Source organism: Streptomyces griseoruber, assembly GCF_001514205.1.
In the GTDB taxonomy this organism is placed as follows: Bacteria; Actinomycetota; Actinomycetes; order Streptomycetales; family Streptomycetaceae; genus Streptomyces; species Streptomyces griseoruber.
Map to the genome: position 1 here is coordinate 983,722 of NZ_KQ948763.1, position 18,040 is coordinate 1,001,761.

General features: G+C 71.0%; 15 protein-coding genes and 2 pseudogenes. 10 read left to right on the top strand and 7 right to left on the bottom strand.

What is annotated here, in order from left to right:
• Positions 1-11: 11 nt before the first annotated feature.
• The 5 genes and pseudogenes from AQJ64_RS04210 to AQJ64_RS47725 all read left to right on the top strand — a co-directional run bounded on the left by AQJ64_RS04210 (position 12) and on the right by AQJ64_RS47725 (position 3,720).
• On the top strand, positions 12-695 hold the full coding sequence (locus tag AQJ64_RS04210) for a response regulator (protein WP_055631479.1): 684 nt from the start codon (positions 12-14) through the stop codon (positions 693-695).
• A 1-nt stretch (position 696) separates the two neighbouring features.
• A complete protein-coding gene (locus tag AQJ64_RS04215) occupies positions 697-3,240 on the top strand; it encodes a sensor histidine kinase (protein ID WP_055631480.1) in 2,544 nt (847 codons plus the stop codon).
• 15 nt (positions 3,241-3,255) lie between these two features.
• A pseudogene (locus AQJ64_RS04220) lies at positions 3,256-3,471 on the top strand (hypothetical protein); the annotation flags it as partial.
• Positions 3,468-3,566 (top strand): annotated as a pseudogene (locus AQJ64_RS47720) (XdhC family protein); the annotation flags it as partial. The pseudogenes AQJ64_RS04220 and AQJ64_RS47720, both read left to right, overlap by 4 nt.
• Positions 3,559-3,720: a flagellar basal body-associated FliL family protein gene (locus tag AQJ64_RS47725; RefSeq protein WP_398688792.1), complete on the top strand. Its 162-nt coding sequence runs from the start codon at positions 3,559-3,561 to the stop codon at positions 3,718-3,720. The pseudogene AQJ64_RS47720 and the gene AQJ64_RS47725, both read left to right, overlap by 8 nt.
• 146 nt (positions 3,721-3,866) lie before the next feature.
• On the opposite strand, the gene AQJ64_RS04225 is transcribed toward AQJ64_RS47725, so the two are convergent.
• Complete coding sequence (locus AQJ64_RS04225) at positions 3,867-4,502, bottom strand: TetR/AcrR family transcriptional regulator (protein WP_055631482.1); 636 nt, start codon at positions 4,500-4,502, stop codon at positions 3,867-3,869.
• A gap of 270 nt (positions 4,503-4,772) precedes the next feature.
• Here AQJ64_RS04225 and AQJ64_RS04230 point away from each other — a divergent pair, with 270 nt between their 5' ends.
• The gene (locus tag AQJ64_RS04230) at positions 4,773-6,023 is read left to right on the top strand and encodes an aldehyde dehydrogenase family protein (protein WP_055631483.1); all 1,251 of its coding nucleotides are present in this window, start codon (positions 4,773-4,775) and stop codon (positions 6,021-6,023) included.
• Positions 6,024-6,389: 366 nt separating this feature from the next.
• On the opposite strand, the gene AQJ64_RS04235 is transcribed toward AQJ64_RS04230, so the two are convergent.
• Together AQJ64_RS04235 and AQJ64_RS04240 are read right to left on the bottom strand one after the other, a co-directional pair.
• Entirely contained in the window at positions 6,390-7,208 is an 819-nt protein-coding gene (locus AQJ64_RS04235; protein WP_055631484.1) for an enoyl-CoA hydratase/isomerase family protein, read from the bottom strand.
• A 1,183-nt stretch (positions 7,209-8,391) separates the two neighbouring features.
• Positions 8,392-9,189, bottom strand: a complete 798-nt coding sequence (locus AQJ64_RS04240; protein ID WP_055631485.1) for an IclR family transcriptional regulator — start codon at positions 9,187-9,189, stop codon at positions 8,392-8,394.
• Between the two features lie 129 nt (positions 9,190-9,318).
• On the opposite strand from AQJ64_RS04240, the gene AQJ64_RS04245 reads away from it, so the two are divergent.
• Positions 9,319-10,512, top strand: coding sequence for an FAD-dependent monooxygenase (locus tag AQJ64_RS04245; protein ID WP_055631486.1), 1,194 nt, complete (start codon positions 9,319-9,321; stop codon positions 10,510-10,512).
• A 325-nt stretch (positions 10,513-10,837) separates the two neighbouring features.
• Here AQJ64_RS04245 and AQJ64_RS04250 read toward each other — a convergent pair whose 3' ends face one another.
• The gene (locus AQJ64_RS04250) at positions 10,838-11,704 is read right to left on the bottom strand and encodes a fumarylacetoacetate hydrolase family protein (protein WP_055631487.1); all 867 of its coding nucleotides are present in this window, start codon (positions 11,702-11,704) and stop codon (positions 10,838-10,840) included.
• Positions 11,705-11,780: 76 nt separating this feature from the next.
• On the opposite strand from AQJ64_RS04250, the gene AQJ64_RS04255 reads away from it, so the two are divergent.
• From AQJ64_RS04255 to AQJ64_RS04265, 3 genes are all read left to right on the top strand, one after another.
• Positions 11,781-12,476, top strand: a complete 696-nt coding sequence (locus AQJ64_RS04255) for a FadR/GntR family transcriptional regulator (RefSeq protein ID WP_055631488.1) — start codon at positions 11,781-11,783, stop codon at positions 12,474-12,476.
• Between the two features lie 24 nt (positions 12,477-12,500).
• Entirely contained in the window at positions 12,501-13,745 is a 1,245-nt protein-coding gene (locus tag AQJ64_RS04260; RefSeq protein ID WP_055631489.1) for a DUF3500 domain-containing protein, read from the top strand.
• Positions 13,746-14,117: 372 nt separating this feature from the next.
• Positions 14,118-14,621: a VOC family protein gene (locus AQJ64_RS04265; RefSeq protein ID WP_206189595.1), complete on the top strand. Its 504-nt coding sequence runs from the start codon at positions 14,118-14,120 to the stop codon at positions 14,619-14,621.
• A 102-nt stretch (positions 14,622-14,723) separates the two neighbouring features.
• Here the strand turns inward: AQJ64_RS04265 and AQJ64_RS51975 are convergent, their stop codons facing one another.
• The 3 genes from AQJ64_RS51975 to AQJ64_RS04275 are packed head-to-tail and all read right to left on the bottom strand — an operon-like array spanning position 14,724 to position 17,591.
• Entirely contained in the window at positions 14,724-15,362 is a 639-nt protein-coding gene (locus tag AQJ64_RS51975) for a family 1 glycosylhydrolase (protein WP_338059967.1), read from the bottom strand.
• A complete protein-coding gene (locus AQJ64_RS51980) occupies positions 15,359-15,853 on the bottom strand; it encodes a family 1 glycosylhydrolase (protein WP_338059968.1) in 495 nt (164 codons plus the stop codon). Before AQJ64_RS51980 ends, AQJ64_RS51975 begins: the two co-directional genes overlap by 4 nt.
• Positions 15,786-17,591, bottom strand: coding sequence for a family 43 glycosylhydrolase (locus AQJ64_RS04275; protein WP_055631490.1), 1,806 nt, complete (start codon positions 17,589-17,591; stop codon positions 15,786-15,788). Before AQJ64_RS04275 ends, AQJ64_RS51980 begins: the two co-directional genes overlap by 68 nt.
• Positions 17,592-18,040: the final 449 nt, after the last annotated feature.

Below are 18,040 nucleotides of genomic sequence, written 5' to 3' on the forward strand. Positions count from 1 at the left end.
GGCACACACCCATGACCAGGGTGCTCGTGGTGGAGGACGACCCGCAGCTCGTACGGGCCCTCGTCATCAACCTGCAGGCACGGCAGTACGGCGTGGACGCCGCCCCCGACGGTGCCACGGCTCTGCGGCTCGCCGCCGCGCGTCAGCCCGACGTGGTCCTCCTCGACCTGGGCCTGCCCGACATGGACGGCGTCGACATCATCAGGGGCCTGCGGGGCTGGACCCGGGTGCCGATCATGGTCCTGTCCGCCCGTCAGGGATCCGAGGAGAAGGTGGCCGCTCTCGACGCGGGCGCCGACGACTACATCACCAAACCGTTCAGCATGGACGAGCTGCTCGCCCGGCTGCGGGCCGCCGTCCGCCGCACCGAGGACACGCCGCTCGTCCCCGAGGCGTCGCTCTTCGAAACGGCGGGCTTCAGCATCGATCTGCTCGCCAAGAAGGTCGTCAGGGACGGACGGGACGTGCGACTGACCCCGACCGAATGGCATCTGCTGGAGATCCTCGTGACCAATCCGGGCCGGCTGGTCACGCAGAAGCAACTCCTCCAGGAGGTCTGGGGTGTCTCGCAGAGCACCAAGACCAACTATCTGCGCGTGTACATGGCACAGCTGCGCCGCAAACTGGAGACGGACCCCTCCCACCCCCGCTATCTGATCACCGAGCCCGGCATGGGCTACCGCTTCGAGGGATGACATGGCACGCGGCAAGCTCCGGATCTACCTCGGCGCGGCACCCGGCGTGGGCAAGACCTACGCCATGCTCTCCGAGGCGCACCGCCGTGTCGAGCGCGGCACCGACTGCGTGGTCGCCTTCGTGGAGCACCACCACCGGCCGCGCACCGAGGTGATGCTGCACGGCCTGGAACAGATCCCGCGCGCGGAGATCGAGTACCGGGGCGCCATGTTCACCGAGATGGACGTGGACGCCGTCCTGGGGCGCGCTCCCGTCGTCGCCCTGGTCGACGAACTCGCCCACACCAACGTCCCCGGCTCCCGCAACACCAAGCGCTGGCAGGACGTGGAGGAACTCCTCGCGGCCGGCATCGACGTCGTCTCCACCGTCAACATCCAGCACCTGGAGTCGCTGGGCGACGTCGTCGAGTCGATCACCGGGGTGCGGCAGCGCGAGACCGTGCCCGACGAGGTGGTCCGGCGGGCCGACCAGATCGAGCTGGTCGACATGTCACCGGAGGCCCTGCGCCGTCGGATGGCCCACGGCAACATCTACAAGTCGGACAAGGTCGACGCGGCCCTGTCCAACTACTTCCGGCCGGGCAACCTCACCGCCCTGCGCGAGCTGGCGCTGCTGTGGGTGGCGGACCGGGTCGACGCCTATCTCACCGAGTACCGCAGCGAGCACCAGGTCTCCACGATCTGGGGCTCGCGCGAGCGCATCGTCGTCGGACTGACCGGCGGGCCCGAGGGGCGCACCCTGATACGGCGGGCCGCGCGCCTCGCGGAGAAGGGAGCCGGCGGTGAGGTCACGGCCGTCTACATCTCCCGCAGCGACGGCCTCACCAGCGCCTCCCCGAAGGAGCTGGCCGACCAGCGCACCCTGGTCGAGGACCTCGGCGGCACCTTCCACCAGGTCGTCGGGGAGGACATCCCGGTGGCCCTGCTGGACTTCGCCCGCGGGGTCAACGCCACCCAGATCGTGCTGGGCGTGTCCCGCCGCAGGAGCTGGCAGAGCATCTTCGGTCCCGGTGTCGGCGCCACGGCGGCCCGGGACTCCGGGCCCGACCTCGACGTGCATCTGATCACCCACGACGAGGCGGGCAAGGGCCGAGGACTGCCGGCGGCGCGCGGAGCACGGCTCGGCCGGTCCCGGGTCATCTGGGGCTGGCTCGTCGGCGTGCTCGGCCCCGCCCTCCTCACCTGGCTCCTGACCAGCGCCACCCCGGACGTCGGCCTGGCCAACGACATGCTGCTGTTCCTGACGCTGACGGTGGCGGCGGCCCTGCTGGGCGGGCTCTTCCCGGCACTGGCCTCCGCGGTGGTGGGCTCCCTGCTGCTCAACTGGTACTTCACACCGCCCGTCCACACCTTCACCATCGCCGACCCGAAGAACATCGTCGCCATCGCCATCTTCGTCGGGGTCGCCGTGTCCGTGGCCTCGGTGGTGGACCTGGCGGCCCGCCGCACCCACCAGGCGGCCCGGCTGCGCGCCGAGGCGGAGATCCTGTCCTACCTCGCGGGGAACGTCCTGCGCGGGGAAACCACGCTGGAGGCGCTGCTGGAGCGGGTCCGGGAGACCTTCGGGATGGAGTCGGTGGCCCTGTTGGAGCGGTCCGGTGAGACGGACCCCTGGACCTGCGCCGGCAGCGTGGGCCCGGGGCCCGCGAAGATCCCCGAGGACGCCGACGTCGACGTACCGGTCGGCGACCACATGGCCCTGTCCCTGCGCGGCCGGGTGCTGCCCGCCGCCGACCGCCGGGTGCTGGCCGCCTTCGCCGCGCAGGCCGTCGTCGTCCTGGACCGTCAGCGCCTGCGGAGGGAGGCCGACCGCGCCAAGGAGCTGGCCGAGGGCAACCGCATCCGCACCGCGCTGCTCGCCGCCGTCAGCCATGACCTGCGCACTCCGCTCGCCGGCATCAAGGCCGCCGTCACCTCCCTGCGCTCCGACGACGTCGACTGGTCGCCCGAGGACCAGTCGGATCTGCTGGAGGCCATCGAGGACGGCGCCGACCGGCTCGACCTCCTGGTGGGCAACCTGCTCGACATGTCCCGCCTCCAGACCGGCACCGTCACCCCGATCCTCCGCGAGACCGACCTCGACGAGGTCGTGCCGATGGCACTCGGCGGGGTCCCCGAGGACAGCGTCGAGCTGGAGATCCCCGAGACACTTCCCATGGTCCACGTCGATCGGGGGCTGCTGGAGCGGGCCGTCGCCAACATCGTCGAGAACGCCGTCAAGTACAGCCCGCCCGGCGAGAAGGTCCTGGTGTCCGCGAGCGCCCTCGCCGAACGGGTGGAGGTACGGGTCGTGGACCGTGGCCCCGGTGTCCCGGACGACGCCAAGAACCGCATCTTCGAACCCTTCCAGCGCTACGGCGACTCGCCCCGCGGCGCCGGAGTCGGACTCGGCCTCGCGGTCGCCCGCGGCTTCACCGAGGCCGTCGGCGGCACCCTGCACGCCGAGGACACCCCCGGCGGCGGCCTCACCATGGTGCTCGCCCTGCGCACGGCACCCGAGCGGCGACCCCGGCAGCCGGACCTGCCGGCGGCGGCCATGTCCTGAACCGCTCCGAGGCCCGACGAACCGGACAGGACGATGACCCTGGGCATCATCGGGCTGGGCGAGGTCGGCATGACCGGCGTGGCGGCCGCGATCGCGAACGCCGTCCATCACGCGACCGGCAGGCGGATCCGGGACCTGCCGATCACGCTGGACAGGCTGCTCTGGGACGACGGCCCGATCTGCGCACACGACAAGAAGGGAACTCCCATGCCGGACAACGCGGACGACTGAACCGGTGGCTCGAGGAAGGGCGGGACTTCGCCGTGGCCACCGTCGTGGCCGTCAGCGGCAGCGCACCGCGAGGGCCGGGCGCCGCGCTTGCGGTGCGACGCGGGCCTGACCCGGGGCTGGGTCATGATGGCCGTCGGCCTCGCGGCAGCCGCACTGTTCGGCTTCGGTACGACGAGCTGGTACGACCGCAAGGGACTGCACCGTACCCCTGCGGAGGCGAAGCGCGAGGAGCCTGCTGTCCCGGCGTAGCGGACCGGAGTTCCCTCGGTGCGCGTCGCTCGGAGCTCCCCAGGGCTCGGCGGCGCTGTTCACGCAGCTGTCGCCGAGCTCGTGGCATGCGTCCGCCTGTCGGCCCCCTCGTGGTGATCCTCCTCGAAGGCCTGCCGTCCGGGCAGCTACTTCTCGCTCGTCACTGTGCCGTGGCTCTCGTGTCCGAAGGCGCGCAGGAGGAAGGGCAGTATGCGGTCGGCGGTCTCCGCCGCGGTGGCGGCGTCGACCTGGCTCGGAGGCAGGGGAGTGAGGAAGAACCTGCTCATCATGGGGCCGATCACCATGTCGCCGAGCAGGTCGGCGTGCTCCACCGGCGGGATCTCGCCCCGGTCCACCGCGCGTTGCGCCATCTCCTCCACACGTTGGCGCACGGGCACCATGAAGGCGTTCGCGAGGGCCTCGGCCAGGGAGGGGCTGTACGCGGCCTCGCCGATCAGAGTACGCAGCACCCCTCCTTCGTTGCCGGTCAGAGACGCTGCTTTGTCCCGGAGCAGGGCACGCAGGTCACCTTCGAGTGTGCCGGTGTCCGTCTGCGCCGTCAGTCCCTTGGCGTACGCGGCTGCGGCGTCGACGACCATGACCTCCTTGGACGGCCAGCGCCGATAGAGAGTCGCGGTGGACACTCCGGCGCGGGCCGCGACGGCGGCGGTGGTGAGCGCGCCGTAACCGCTCTCGGTCAGGACGGCCAGAGTCGCGTCCAGCAGCGCACGGTCACGAGAGGCATCGCGGGGGCGCCCCCGGCGTGGCTGCGGCCCGGTCATCAGGCGGCTCCCGAAGAGATCCGGCGGGGCTCGTGGGCGGCGGAGCGGACTGGATGGTCAGGCTGCCGTACGGAACGTCGAGCAGGGGTGCGGTAGGTCACGCGACAAGTGTACAAGCAAACGAAACGAAATGCTTTCGTTTCGTATATGCTTAGCCGGTGGTCGCTCTCTGGTGGTACCTCTCTGGTGCTGCACCCCCACCGCTTCCGCCCTTGCCGTGAGGAAACCGAGCAGTTTACAGTGGCCTGCGTGAGGATTGTTGAACGATCTGTGCCCCGCTCCGTCCAAGAGGCGGTTCATGCCTGCGCAGTCCGGGCGACGCAGGGCTCGGCGGCCCTGGCCCGGGCGTCGGACGTAGGCATCGACACCGCGCTACGGGCCATGGCGCGGCGGCTGCACACGGCACGCGACGTGCTGACAGCGGCGAATCAGGAGGACCTGCGATCGGCCGCCACGAGCGGAATGTCGGCGGCACTGCAGGATCGCCTGCGGCTGACCGGCCCACGGCTGGAGGACATGGCCGCGGCGCTGCGTACGCTGGCGGACGTGCCGCACGAGCCGCGGGACACCGTCCTGGAAGAGCGTCCCGACGGCCTGGTCCTGCTGGAGCGCCGCCGCCCGGTGGGGGTCATCGGCGCGAACTTCGAGGCGCGTCCGAACGTGACACTCGACGTCGCCTCCCAGTTCCTCAAGTCCCGCAACGGCGGGGTGCTGCGCACCGGTTCGGCGGCCCTGCGCTCCTCCCAGGCCTTGATCACTCATGTGATCACGCCCTCTCTCACCGACGCGGGACTGAACCCGGACGCCATCCAGCTGGTGCCGAGCGAGGACCGAGCGGCGGCATACGCGCTGGTGTCGCTGCCCGAGACCGTCCCTCTTGTCATCCTGCGCGGCAGCGGCGACAGCACCCGGGAACTCGGCCGGGAGGCCGCCCGGCACGGTGTGCGCACGCTGGCCCACGCGGACGGCGGCGGAGTGCTCTATGTGGCCCGGGACGCCGACGAGAAGCTCGTGCACGAGTTGGTCACCAGCAGCCTGGACCGGCTGGGCGTCTGCAACCGGCTCAATCTGCTGCTCATCGACCGGGCTGTCCACGACAGGCTACTGCCGGGCATTCTGAAGACCCTCGAAGACCTGGGCATTGCGGCATCGCTGCCGCCGCACGCCCACGCGCGCGGTTATGAGTGGTCCCTGGACTCCGAGCGTGCGGCAACGGTGACGATCGACGAGGCGGACGGACCTGTTCAAGCCGCACGGATCGCCAATGAGGAGACCTCCGGACTGGCCGCCGCCATCGCCACCCACGACCCGGACACCGCAGCCCGGTTCATGGACACCTACGGTGGATCAGGCGTCTTCTGGAACTCCACCACACGCCTCCTCGACGGCTTCAAGCTCCTGCGCCTGCCGGAAACCGGCATCAACATCGACCGCGTCCCCGGCCCCCGCGGCCCCGTCACCTACCGCGACCTGTATCTGCGCCAGTACGTCGTGCGACCCGCGGCGTCCCTGCACAGGTGAGCCGACGCCGCGTCCCGTCGCGCCTGATTCGTCGACGTGTCGCACCGGACGCCCCCTCTCCTGGTTGAGCAGTGCCCGAGAGCGTGGTCGACCGGCAAGATGGCGCATGAACGTGGCTGCCATGTTCCGGAAGCGCTCCGCGAGGGAGAGAGACCGCGACCGGGTCGAGGTGCGAGCGGAACCACGACAGGGTGGCGCCGCTGGACTCCTCGGCCCTCGGCGTCCGGTTGCGGCAGGCCTGCCTCTGCCGCCCGGTGTGCGACCGGTTCTCCGGTCACACACCGGGCCGTCATCCCACCCGCGGCGGATCCACCCGCACGGACGCCCCGCCACCCCGCCAGGAGCCGAAGCCGACCAGTGGCCGGCTCATCTGCCCTGGTAGGTCGCCTTGCCCGGGCCGTCACGGAGGAACGAGGCGATCGCGTCGTGCAGGTCGTCGGTGGCGAAGAGGGCACCGGACACCGCCGGCACGGCGTCGTCCGCTGCCCGCACACCGTCGCGGACAGCCGTCGCGACCAGCCGCTTGGTCGCCGCGTGGGCGCAGGTGGGGCCCGCGGCGACGCGGCGCGCGTACTCCCGCGCTGCCTCGGTGAAACCCTCGTCGGGGAGAACGCGGTTCACCACGTTCCAGCGTTCGAGGGTCGCCGCCGAACAGCGCTCCCCGGTGTAGATCAGCTCACGGGCTCTGGCCGGCCCGGCACGTTCGGCCAGGCGCTGCGGCCCTCCCATCGAGGGCGTCAGCCCTACGACGATCTCCACCAGCCCGAATGACGCGGACTGGGCGGCGAGCAGGATGTCGCACCCCAGAGCGATCTCGAACGCCGCGGTGAGGGTCAGTCCGTGCGCGGCGAAGACCGTCGGCACCGGCAGCTCCTCCAGCGCCTGGACGATCCGCAGGAGTCGCTTCCACAGGGTCCCGGCGCGCTGCACCGCACCGGGGCTTTCCGCGATGGCGGCGAACGTCGCCACGTCGACGCCGCCGGAGACGACTGTGCCCCGTGCCTCGATGAGCACCGCTCTGGCACGACCGGGGCGCGCCGGATCGGTGACGGCGGCAAGCTCGTCGACGACGCGCTCCCACGCGGCGAACAGCGCCTCGTCGAAGAGGTTCAGCGGCGGCTTTTCGAGTATCACCACCGCGAGGGCACCGTCGCTGTCGTACTCGATGCGGACCGGTGATGTCATCGGTGTCGTCCCTTCGGAACCAGGTGTCATCGGTATCGTGCGCCGTCGTCTCCGGGCGCGAGCGGAGGTCGAACTGCGGCTCGGTGCACGGTGGTCCACAGCGGTGGAAGAGAGCGGGGATCCCGCCTGCGGCTCGGACGGACACACGGTGCCGTGGAAGCGGCCCTCGACGATGGGGCGGACGTAGGCGGTGACCTGTTCGTCGGCGCCGTGGGTGAGCTGCGGGTCGGCGCCTGCCGCCGTCAGCATGGCGTACGCCCGCGTGCTGATGTCGGCGGCCTGGAACCAGAGGAAGCAGGCGGTCTGGACGACCCGCGGTCTTGATGCCGGGCGGTACCGCGGCCCGGCCGTCGACGATCTTCGGTTGCTGCTCGTCGTTCCGCCTGCTGTGCGGGAGGACCAGAACGTCCGTGTGGCCGATGTCCCCGGCTTGCGGCGGTTTGCTTCGTCGGCATCTTCGAACGTCGCTCCCTCATCGAGCACCGCCGGTCCTGAAGCGGCAGTGGTCCGAATGGCGGACCACTGGACCACAATCGGCCCAAGGGGAAGCTAGGCCCCCATCAGGCAGGTGGTCAAGTGCGCGAAGCAGTGCAGGTGACGACCGTCCGAGGCCCGATGCTCGGCGCGGCGCGGCACCCGAGCTGCGTCGCCACCGGGGCTTGGCCAGGGTCGTCAGCGGCGCGCCGTCGACGGTCGGGAGAGCCATGGAACGGTGGCGACCGCCGGCTTCCTGTGGAAGCGGCGGCCGGTCGGCGGGCGGACGACGGAGACGCCGAACGACGTGCGACGAGGCGCCCAGCACGCCTCGCCACCGGCGGTTTGCGTCGCTCGGGGCCGACGGGCCGTCCACCACCAGTCCGGCCGGTGCGTCCGCCCCCGGCGGGACGTTCCCGCTCGCGCCATGTGCTCGGGGCGGCTCAGGCGCCGGACGAGGGGTTCCTGTACGAGTCCTGACACGGGCCCGCTGTTCGTCGTCGCCGATCATGTGCTCGGAACGCGTCGTCGGCGCCCGCGGTGGCCAGTGTCCTGCCACGCTGCCCGCGACGAGGGACCTCGGTGCCGAAGCCGGCGAAACGGTGCGCCTGATGGTCCCCACCGGCCGGGAAGCGGTCCGGCGGGACGTACGGCCACTGCCTTGGCCGATCCACCGGCGGCATCCCCGGACGGATCCCTGACGGCTCCGTCATCGAGACCTGTCCGACTGGGCTTCCTCGACTCCCGCCGAGGGATGCCAGCCGAGTCTGCGGGACACGGCCAGTCCGGAGGCGACGACCGCCGGCCGTAACGTCCGCAGATCGACCGAACCGGCGCTCACGACGACCGACAGGGCCGCGACGACCTTGCCCTCGTCGTCGAGGACGCGGGTGGCCACCGAGTCGGCGCCCGGCGTCGTCTCCTGGAGGACGACGGCCACGCCGGTCTCGCGGCACTCGTCCAACTGTTCCAGCAGTCGCGCGGGATCGGTGACGGTGTGTTCGGTGTACGCGGTCAGCCCCTGTGCGACGACCTGTTCCATCAGCTCGGGGCCGGCGTGGGCGAGCAGCACCTTGCCCACGCCGGAGCAGTGCAGGGGCAGCCTCCCGCCGAGCCTCGACATGTCGTCCACCGCGTTGCCCGCCGGCAGCCGCTCGACGAGCACGGCCTCGGTGCCCTCCAGTACCGCGAGCTGGACGTGCTGGCGCAACGCGGTGTGCAGGTCGTCCATGAAGGGGAGTGCGGCGGTGCGCAGCGGGACGCTCGGCGGTGCCAGAGTGCCCAGCTGCCACAGCCGGATGCCCACGTTGAACGCGCCGTCCGGTGCCCGCTTCAGCGCCCCGGCCCCGACGAGTTCCAGCGCGAGTCGGCGCACCGTGGCATGGGGCAGCCCGGTCTCCCGGGTCAGGTCGGCGAGGGTGAGCCGGGAGTGTCCGGGCCGGAACGCGAAGAGAACGTCGAGCAGCCGCGAACTCACGCTGCGGCCGGGCTGACTGGTACGCGGCATCAGTCTTCAACTCCGGGGCCACCGATAGGCGACGTCCATTGAATGAACGTAGCACTTTCGCGGCTGTCGGGGCGTCGGCGAGGATCCAGGTCGCCAGGACGCTCGCCCTTGAGACAGAGGAGTGAATCCATGCCCACCCATGTGCCCGGCCTGCGGATCGCCGTCGTCGGGGGCGGCATCGGCGGTCTTGCCGCCGCGGCCTTCCTGCACCGCGCGGGACTGACCGCCACCGTCTACGAGCAGGCGCCCGCGCTCGGCGAGGTCGGCGCCGGACTCGTCGCGGCGCCCAACGCCGTGCGGTTGCTGCGCCGTCTCGGCGTCATGGAACGGTTCCTGCGCGGGGCCCTGCCGCTGGACTGGGGTTGGGAATTCCGCCGCTGGGCGGACGGCGGCGTGCTGTCGGTGGAGAAGCTGAGCGGCGTGTGCGAGCGGCTCTACGGCGAGCGCACCTACGTCGTCCACCGGGCCGACCTGCTCGACACCGTCAAGTCGGCCGTACCCGGCGACTGGATCCGCCTGGGCGCCCGGTGCACCTCGGTCGACGAGAGCCCGCACGGCGTGCGACTGCGTTTCGCCGACGGCAGCCGCGCAGAGGCGGACGTCGTCATCGGCGCGGACGGCGTGCACTCCGTCGTGCGGAGCATGGTTGCCGAGCCCACACCGCCGGAGTACTCCGGCATCTGCGCCTTCCGCGCCATCGTGCCCGCCGCCGCCGCACCCGACTTCGCCCGGCGCCCCGCCCAGACCCTCTGGCTCGGGCCGGGACGGCACTTCGTGCACTACCCGATGAAGGGTGGACGGGCCGTCAATGTCGTCGCCTTCGCCCCCGCCGGGGACTACACCGAGGAGTCGTGGAGCGCGACGGCCACGAGGGAGGAGTTCCACGCCGAGTTCGCCGGCTGGGACCCGCGGGTGACGGACCTCATCGCCGCCGGCGGCGTCCCCGGCCGCTGGGCGCTGCTGGACCGGGCGCCGCTGCGGCGCTGGAGCCGGGGCCGGGCCACCCTGCTCGGGGATGCCGCGCATCCCATGTTCCCCTTCTTCGCCCAGGGCGCGGCCCAGTCCATCGAGGACGCCGCGGTACTGGCGCGCTGCCTGGCCGAGTTGGTCGACGATCCCGAGCAGGCGCTGAAGCAGTACGAGGCGGTACGCATCGAACGCACCACACGCCTCCAGCAGATCAGTCATGGCCGCCGCGACGTCAACCACCTGCCCGACGGCCCCGAACAACAGGCCCGCGACACGGCGCTCGCCGGGTCCGACCCCCTGGTGGGCAACGGCTGGATCTACGGCTACGACGCCGAGGAGGTGCCCGTTTCGTGAACTCCTGCTCCGACGACCGAAGGAACCACATCGTGGCCGTCTCCGCGGATCGACGCCGTCGGACCGAGGACGAACCGGTCCGGACGGTGCTCGCGTCCTCCGAGAGCACTCCGGACCCCCGGCTCGGCAGCTGACGCACGCCCTGGTGGGGAACGAACCTGCACGCTTCCTCCGCGAGGTCCGCGTGCGGACCGTCAACGTCAACCGCGAGGCGACCGTGCGAGATCGACACCCCGATCATCCCTCATGCCCCCAGCGGACAGGCGCCTGTCGCCGGCGGCCCGGCAGCCCGGTTCCGGAGGCGGCCCCGGGAACACCGGCGTCCTCAGCCGAGCGGACCCGAGAGGAGCTTTCGGCGGTGCTCCCCGCCCACGATCGTGTTGCGCAGGACCCCGAGGCGCTCGACCTCGACCTCCACCACGTCGCCGGGCCGCAGCAGCCAGGGCGGTGTGCGGGCGTAGCCGACACCGGACGGGGTGCCGGTGGCGAGCAGGTCACCGGGGCGCAGCGTGAGGGTGCGCGAGATGTGGGCCAGCGTCTCGCCCACGTGGTGGATCATCTGGCTGGTGGAGGCGTCCTGGACGGTCGTGCCGTTGACGCGGGTCCGCACCCGCAGTCCGTCCCGCAGGTCACCCACCTCGCCGGCAGGCACCATGGGACCGAGCGGGCCGGAGCGGTCGGCGTTCTTGCCGAGGGTCCACTGCGAGGTCAGTTTCTGGGCCCGCCGCGCGGTGACGTCGTTGAACGTCGAGTAGCCGACCACGGCGTCGAGCGCCTCCGCGGGGTCGGCGTCCACCAGCGTCCGGCCCACCCAGGCCACGATCTCGCCCTCCCAGTCGAGACCGTCCTCGGTGGAGGGCACGGGGATCTCGGCCCCGCCGACCGTCAGCGAACGCGTCCACCGCGCGAAGAGCGTGGGGTACTCGGGCAGTTCCTGGTCCCGGTAGGACCCTTCGGCGGCGTGTTCGAGGTAGTTCAGACCGACGCACAGCATCTGTGCCTCCGGCAGTACCGGCGGCACCAGGTGCGCCTCACCCGCCGGCACCACCTCGCCGGTCGGCGGGCGGGCCAGCCATGTTTCGGGGTCGGCCCAGAACTCCCGCACGCCGGCCACAACGGTGAGCCTCCCGCCGCCCGGGGACAGGTTCGCCACCCGTACCTCGTCGCCGTACGCCACTCCCACGATCTGCATGCGCACTCCTCCGTTCGGGGAAGACTGTACCGCCATAACCTTCTAAAGGTTACAACCTTTATGATTGAATGCCGTCATGGTTACCGAGAACCGCGCCCTGCTGGCCGGCCTGAGCGCTCCCGGCGGCACACGAGCCGAGCAACTCGCCGGCGCCCTCGAAGACCGCGTCCGCGGACTGCGTCCCGGCTCCGCGATCGGCACCATCGAGGAGATCCGGCAGGAGTCAGGTCTGGCGCGCGCCACGGTCAGCGAGGCCATCCGGCTCCTGCGCGACCGAGGGGTGCTCGAGATCCGCCCCGGTCGCGGCGGCGGACTGTTCGTCGCGGACCAGAGCCCGGTGGTGCGGCTGCGTCACACCCTGCTCGGCGTCGTGGGAGAACCGGGCACGGTCGCGGACGCCATCGAGCTCCGCAACCATCTGGAGGAGCTCGTCGCCGTCGGCGCCGCCCGGTGCGCGGGCGCAGGCGACATCCCCGCGCTGCGGGCCTGCCTGGACGACATGGCGGCCGCGCCGGACTGGGACGCTTTCGTACGCGCCAACTGGGCACTGCACGAGCGCATCGCGCAGCTGTGCCCGAACGCGATGGCCCGCGCGGTCTATCTCGGCACGCTCGGCCACCTCACGGCATCCACCGCGCGCGCCGCCGACCGGGACGCCGATGCCTACCGGGCGAGGCGGCTGCGGATCCACGCCGACCTGGTGGAGGCGATCGCCGCCGGGGACGAGGACGCCGTTCGCGCCGCCGTCGCGCGCCACAACCACACCGACTGAACGCACGGAGTCACGGGAGCCGTCATGCCATCAGCCGAGTACCGCCAGTACCTCTACCCCTCCAACTCGCCGCGCCTGGCCTCGATCAGGGGCCTGGACGCCTACGCGTACCGGGAGACGGCCAAGGCGGCCCCGTTCACCGGCGAGCTGATCCGCGGCTGGAAACCCCTGCAGCACGCCGAGTTCAGGGGAGTGACCGAGGACGGCACGCTGCGGCCCGGGGTGCACGCCTGGGAGCCGGCCCACCCCGGTGAGGAGGCTCCCGTCGCCGACATGGTCGCCGCGGCGCGGGACCTGCTGGCGGCGCTGGACGAGGACACCCGCGCCAAGCTGCTCCACCCGGTGGACGCGGTCGAGTGGCAGACCTGGGCCAACCCCGAGTTCCTGCAGTTCGACACCGGCCTCCGTCTGGAGTTCCAGCCGCCGGAGGTCCGGCAGAAGGCCCTCGCACTGGTGGAGGCGTCGCTGAGCTCCGACGGCTTCCGCCTGGTGCACGACATGATGCTGATCAACGGCTTCCTCGGTGAGGTCGTCGGTCTGCAGAGCATCCTCAACGAGTTCAGCTACAACTTCGCGCTCTACGGGAATCCCGACCCCACCGCCCCGTGGGGCTGGCAGCTGTACGGCCACCACTGCGCCGTGAACTGCCTGGTCGTCGAGGGCCGCATGGTCGTCAGTCCCGCGTTCCTCGGCGCCGAACCCAACGAGATCGACGACGGCCCCCGCGCCGGCACGGTGGCCCTGACCGACCGGATCCGGCTCGGCACGGACCTGATGGCCGCGCTCCCGCAGGACCAGCGCGCCACCGCGACCGTGTACGAGCACATGGTCGACCCCGCCATGCCGCCCGGCCGCATCCACCCCGGCGACGAACGGCATCTCGCCGGGGCCTTCCAGGACAACCGGGTGATTCCGGTCGAGGGCCTGAGGGCCGCGGACATGCCCGAGCGGGCCCGGGAGATCCTCCTGGGGATCGCCGAGTCGTTCGTGTCCCTGCTGCCGGACGGCCCGCGCGCGGCCCGGATGCGCGAGATCCGCGACCACCTCGACGAGACCTGGTTCAGCTGGATCGGCGGCCACGAGGCCGGCGACGTCTTCTACTACCGGCTCCAGTCGCCGGTGCTCATCGCCGAACTCGACCACCACTGCGGCGTCTTCCTCGACTACGACACCCCGAAGCCGTTCCACATCCACACCGTGCTGCGCACCCCGCACGGCAACGACTACGGCCGCGCCTACGTGCGCGCCTGGCAGGCACGGAACGCCTGAGCGGAGAAGGACCAGGAAGTCACGGAGAAGAGGGTGCCCCGGATCTGCGCAGGACGCTGGAGGTCTCTGCCGGCCCGGTCGTGGTCGCTCATGTCGGTCCAGATGCGCCGGTGGCGGCGTCGCACACGGACCGGAGCATCGTCAACATCTCCCGGCCTGCGTCGGTCACTCGTTCTCCTCGGCGTCCAGCCGGAGGGGTTCGTCGGTGCTCACGGCTCCTTCATCGAGCGAGCAGAACCGCTGGACATCACGCGGTGGCTCATCGAGGGTCTCGCGGTCTGGTCCTGTCCTGTGACCGACCCGTCCCCCAGAGCGGCCCGACGCCGACCGGGCCGCCTCACCGGTGCCCCCAACCACGCCCAGGAGAAACCCGTGACCGACCGCCACCAGCCCGACAACCCCACCCTCACCGACATGCTCGGCCGAGCCCGCGAACTGGGCCATCTCGTCCTCTACGTCTCCGACCTGGACCGCTCCCTGGTCTTCTACCGCGACATACTCGGCTGGCCCATCGTCACCCCCGCCCGACCGCACTTCCGCGCCGCCGTCTTCCGCGCCGGCAACACCCACCACGACTTCCTGCTCATCGAGGTCGGCAAGAACGCCCAGCCCATTCCCAAGGGCCCCCACGTCGGCATGTACCACTTCGGCGTGAAGGTCGGCGACAGCGACGACGACCTGCGCGCCCTCCTGGGCCGCATCCAGGCCCACCCCGACATCGTCACCCTCGCAGGCGCCGTCGACAGCGGCTTCATCCGTTCCCTCTACGTCCATGACCCCGACGGCTTCGAAGTCGAGCTCTACACCGACGTCCCCGGCTGGGACTGGAACGACCCCCGCCTCTTCGAGGTGTCCCGCCGCCCCCTGCGCCTCTGACCACGGTCCCGGCTCAACCGGTCCTGCTTCGCCTCGGCATCGGATCGGAGTTGTCGGCGTACACATGAACGTGGCTCCGGCAGGCCGGGCTCGGCGTCGGGCTCAGGGGCGCCCGCGTCGGGCGACGTCGCCCAGCCAGGCGAGGCTCGGCTTCGGGTGGCGTTCGAAGGTCTCCCGGTCGACGGCGATCAGGCCGAGAGTCGGCTTCCAGTCGCCCCAGCGGTAGTTGTCGAGGGCGCTCCGGTGCAGGTAGCCCCGGACGTCGATGCCGTCGTCGATCGCGGCGAACAGACCGTTCAGAGCCCCTTGCGTGTAGGCGATCCGTCGGCTGTCGTCGGTGGTGGAGATGCCGTTCTCGGTCACGAGGACCGGGATCCCGCCCGTGACGTCCCAGGTGTGACGGACGGACATGCCGAGAGCGTCGGGCCGGTACGCCTTGCCCATCATGGTGTTGTCGGGGTGCGGCGGATGCGGCTCGATGCCCTCGGGTCCGACCCACTCGCTGGTGTACGACCGGACACCGACGAAGTCGTCACCCCGCGAGCCTTCGAGGTACAGGTCCTCCCAGACGTACTCGATCTCGCGGAGCCTGTCCTCGGCTCCGGGCCTCGCGGCGAGGGCGCGGCTGGCGACGGTCCAGCCCACGGCCGCGTCGGTGTTCGCGCGGACCACCTCCCGGACCGCGTGATGGGCCTTCACCAGGGCGGCACCGATCTCCGGGTCGGGGGCGGGCAGCCTCACAGGCGCGTTGTCGGCGCCGGCCAGGCCCTGCGACGCGCCACTGCGGCGGGCCGGCCCCCCTCCTCGGCGAACCACCGCGGGTTGGAGAAGTGGTGGAGTGTGATGACGGGCGTCAGACCGAGCGAGAAGGCGGTGTCGATCATCCGCCGGTAGTGGGCGAGTTCGGCACGGGCGAAGTGTCCCGGCACCGGTTCGACGCGCGCCCACTCGACACCGAACCGGTAGGCGTTGAGTCCGGCGTCCGCGAGCAGCCGCATGTCCTCCTCGAAACGGTGGTAGCTGTCGATCGCGTCGCCGCTGCGCTCCAGCCCGGGCCGCTGCCCCTCCAGGGCCCACCAGTCGCTGTTGACGTTGTTGCCCTCGGTCTGGTGCGGGGAGCTGGAGGCTCCCCACAGGAACGGCGTCGTGAGAGGAGACAGGCGGTCAGATGGGGTAGTCGTCCGCGGCGCGTTCGGTCCATGCCGCGGGCACGGGTTCGCCGGAGGTGACACCTGCTTCGCCGAAGGCGTCGACGGCCACCCAGTACTCCGCGCCCGCGTTGAGGGAACGCAGATCGAGGGCCGTGCGCTCGTACACCAGCCAGCTGTGGTACAGCTTCTCCGGGTGACGGCCGTAGCGGACGTTGTACCCGACGGCTCCGGCGGCGGCGTCCCACTCGATCCGGGCGGTGCGGTCGTCCACGCGGGTGGCCCGCGCACGGACCGGAGGCGGGGCGTCGCCGTCGCCGGTCCCGAAAACGCGCACCCCGCTGACGGCGAAGACGCCGTCGAACGGCAGCCGGCCGCTGGTCACGCGGACGAAGCGGGTCCGCCGCGGCGCGTCCAGGACGATGTAGGCGTGGGGAGCGTCGACGCCCGTCCCGCGGGAATCGCGTACGACGGTCCAGTCCTGCCCGTCCCGCGAGATCTCGACCACGAACTCCGCCGGCTGGTGGCTCGGGAAGATGCCCCGCCAGGAATGGCCCTTGTCCACTCCCTCGGAGGTGTGCGGCGCGCCGTCGGCCAGCTCGTGGTCCGCCAGATTGATCTGCAGGGCGTGCACGGTCTTGCCCGCACCGAGGTCGACGGTGAGGGACTCGCCCGGTTCGCCGCTCGCGGCCGCCCACCAGGTGCGGACGTCCTCGTCGACGGCGGACGCCGGGTCGTGGCCGGGCGCCGAGGACGAGGCGACGGCAGCCACCTTGTAGGAGAGCAGCATCCAGGCGGGTGGCGTCCACGGATCGAACGGGCCGTCCGGGACCGTCGTCGGGTAGTCGGCGAAGTTCTGGTTGCAGAACAGCACACCGTCGTCGTCGAAACCGGCCGGGAAGATCCCGACGCGGCGCTCGAACACGTCGTTCACCGAGATGCGCATGGTCGCCGCGTGCCACCAGTTTCCGTGCCGGTCCTGGAACGTGCTGCCGTGTCCGGCGCCGGTGATGAATCCGCCCGGCTTCGACGAGAAGGGACTGTCGGGGGAGTAGGTGAAGGGCCCCAGGGGGGATGACGCCGTGTAGTACCCGTCGGCATAGGTGTTGAACTGCGTGCCGGGCGCCGAGTACTGCAGGTAGTACGTACCGTCGCGCTCGGTCATCCACGCGCCCTCGATGTAGGGGGTGGTGCCGGTGACCTGGGCGAGGAGCCTCTCCCGCTCGTTCTGCGGCGGTGCGACGACGTAGTCCTCGCCGAGTTGCTCCCAGCCGTGGGCGAGGACATCGGAGCTGATCAGAGGCGAAGGCTCGCCGATCGGACTGAAGCTGTCCGAGAGCCGGACCCCGTAGAGGGGTGTCTTGTTGTCACACCCCCAGTAGAGGTATACGGACTGGTCGGTGTCCTGGAAGAGGTTCGGGTCCCAGAAGGGGAAGGTGCCCGGCGTGACCTCGACGAAGTCGTCGGACAGAGGGTCGACGCTCCGGAAGAAGGGGCAGTTGTCCTCCTTGCGGGACGCGCTGATGTGGAGCGCCCCGTTCACCTCGCGGACGTCCGGCGCGTAGTCGAGGGCCGGCAGCTTGGACGTCGCGCGGTACTCCCACCGCAGAAGGTCCGTCGAGTGCCAGAACCCCGCGGACATCGAGACGAACATGTAGTAGCGGTCCCGGTACAGCACGATCGAGGGATCCGCTGCCTCCCGGTGGACGCTCCGCCGCGGCTCGCCGAGCTTGATGCCGCCGACCGTGCCGGAGAACCGGATGTCCTGATAGCGGTAGGAAATATCGAGCGGATTGCAGAAGGTGCGTTCTGACGACGTCACTTGAGGGTTTCCAATCAGCGGGTTCTGAGGTCTTCGGCTCCCGACCGACGACGGCTTGCGGCATCGGGGATCGGCTCGATCCGCGCCCACTCGGTACCGAAGCGATGGGCGTTGAGCCCGGCGTCCGCGAGCAACCGCATGTCCCTCGCGGTACCGGTGGTAGCTGTCACAGGCGTCGCCGCTGTGCTCCATGCCCGGGATGCGCCCCGGAGGCGACCGGGAGCGAGTGCGGTCATCGTCGACTGCCTTCCTGAGCGCCGATGTGAGGAGCCCGGCGGGACGTGGATTCAAGTGACGGCTGTGCTCGGACGTCAATATTTACCATGTGGTTGGTTTTCGCTGGAACGTAGACCGGGAGCGTGGGGCGGGGAAGGTCGCAGGGCGATTTCGTAACCTGAGCGTTACAGGAGGAAGGGGGGTGCAGTCCCGCTGCCCAAGGGCGGCCGACC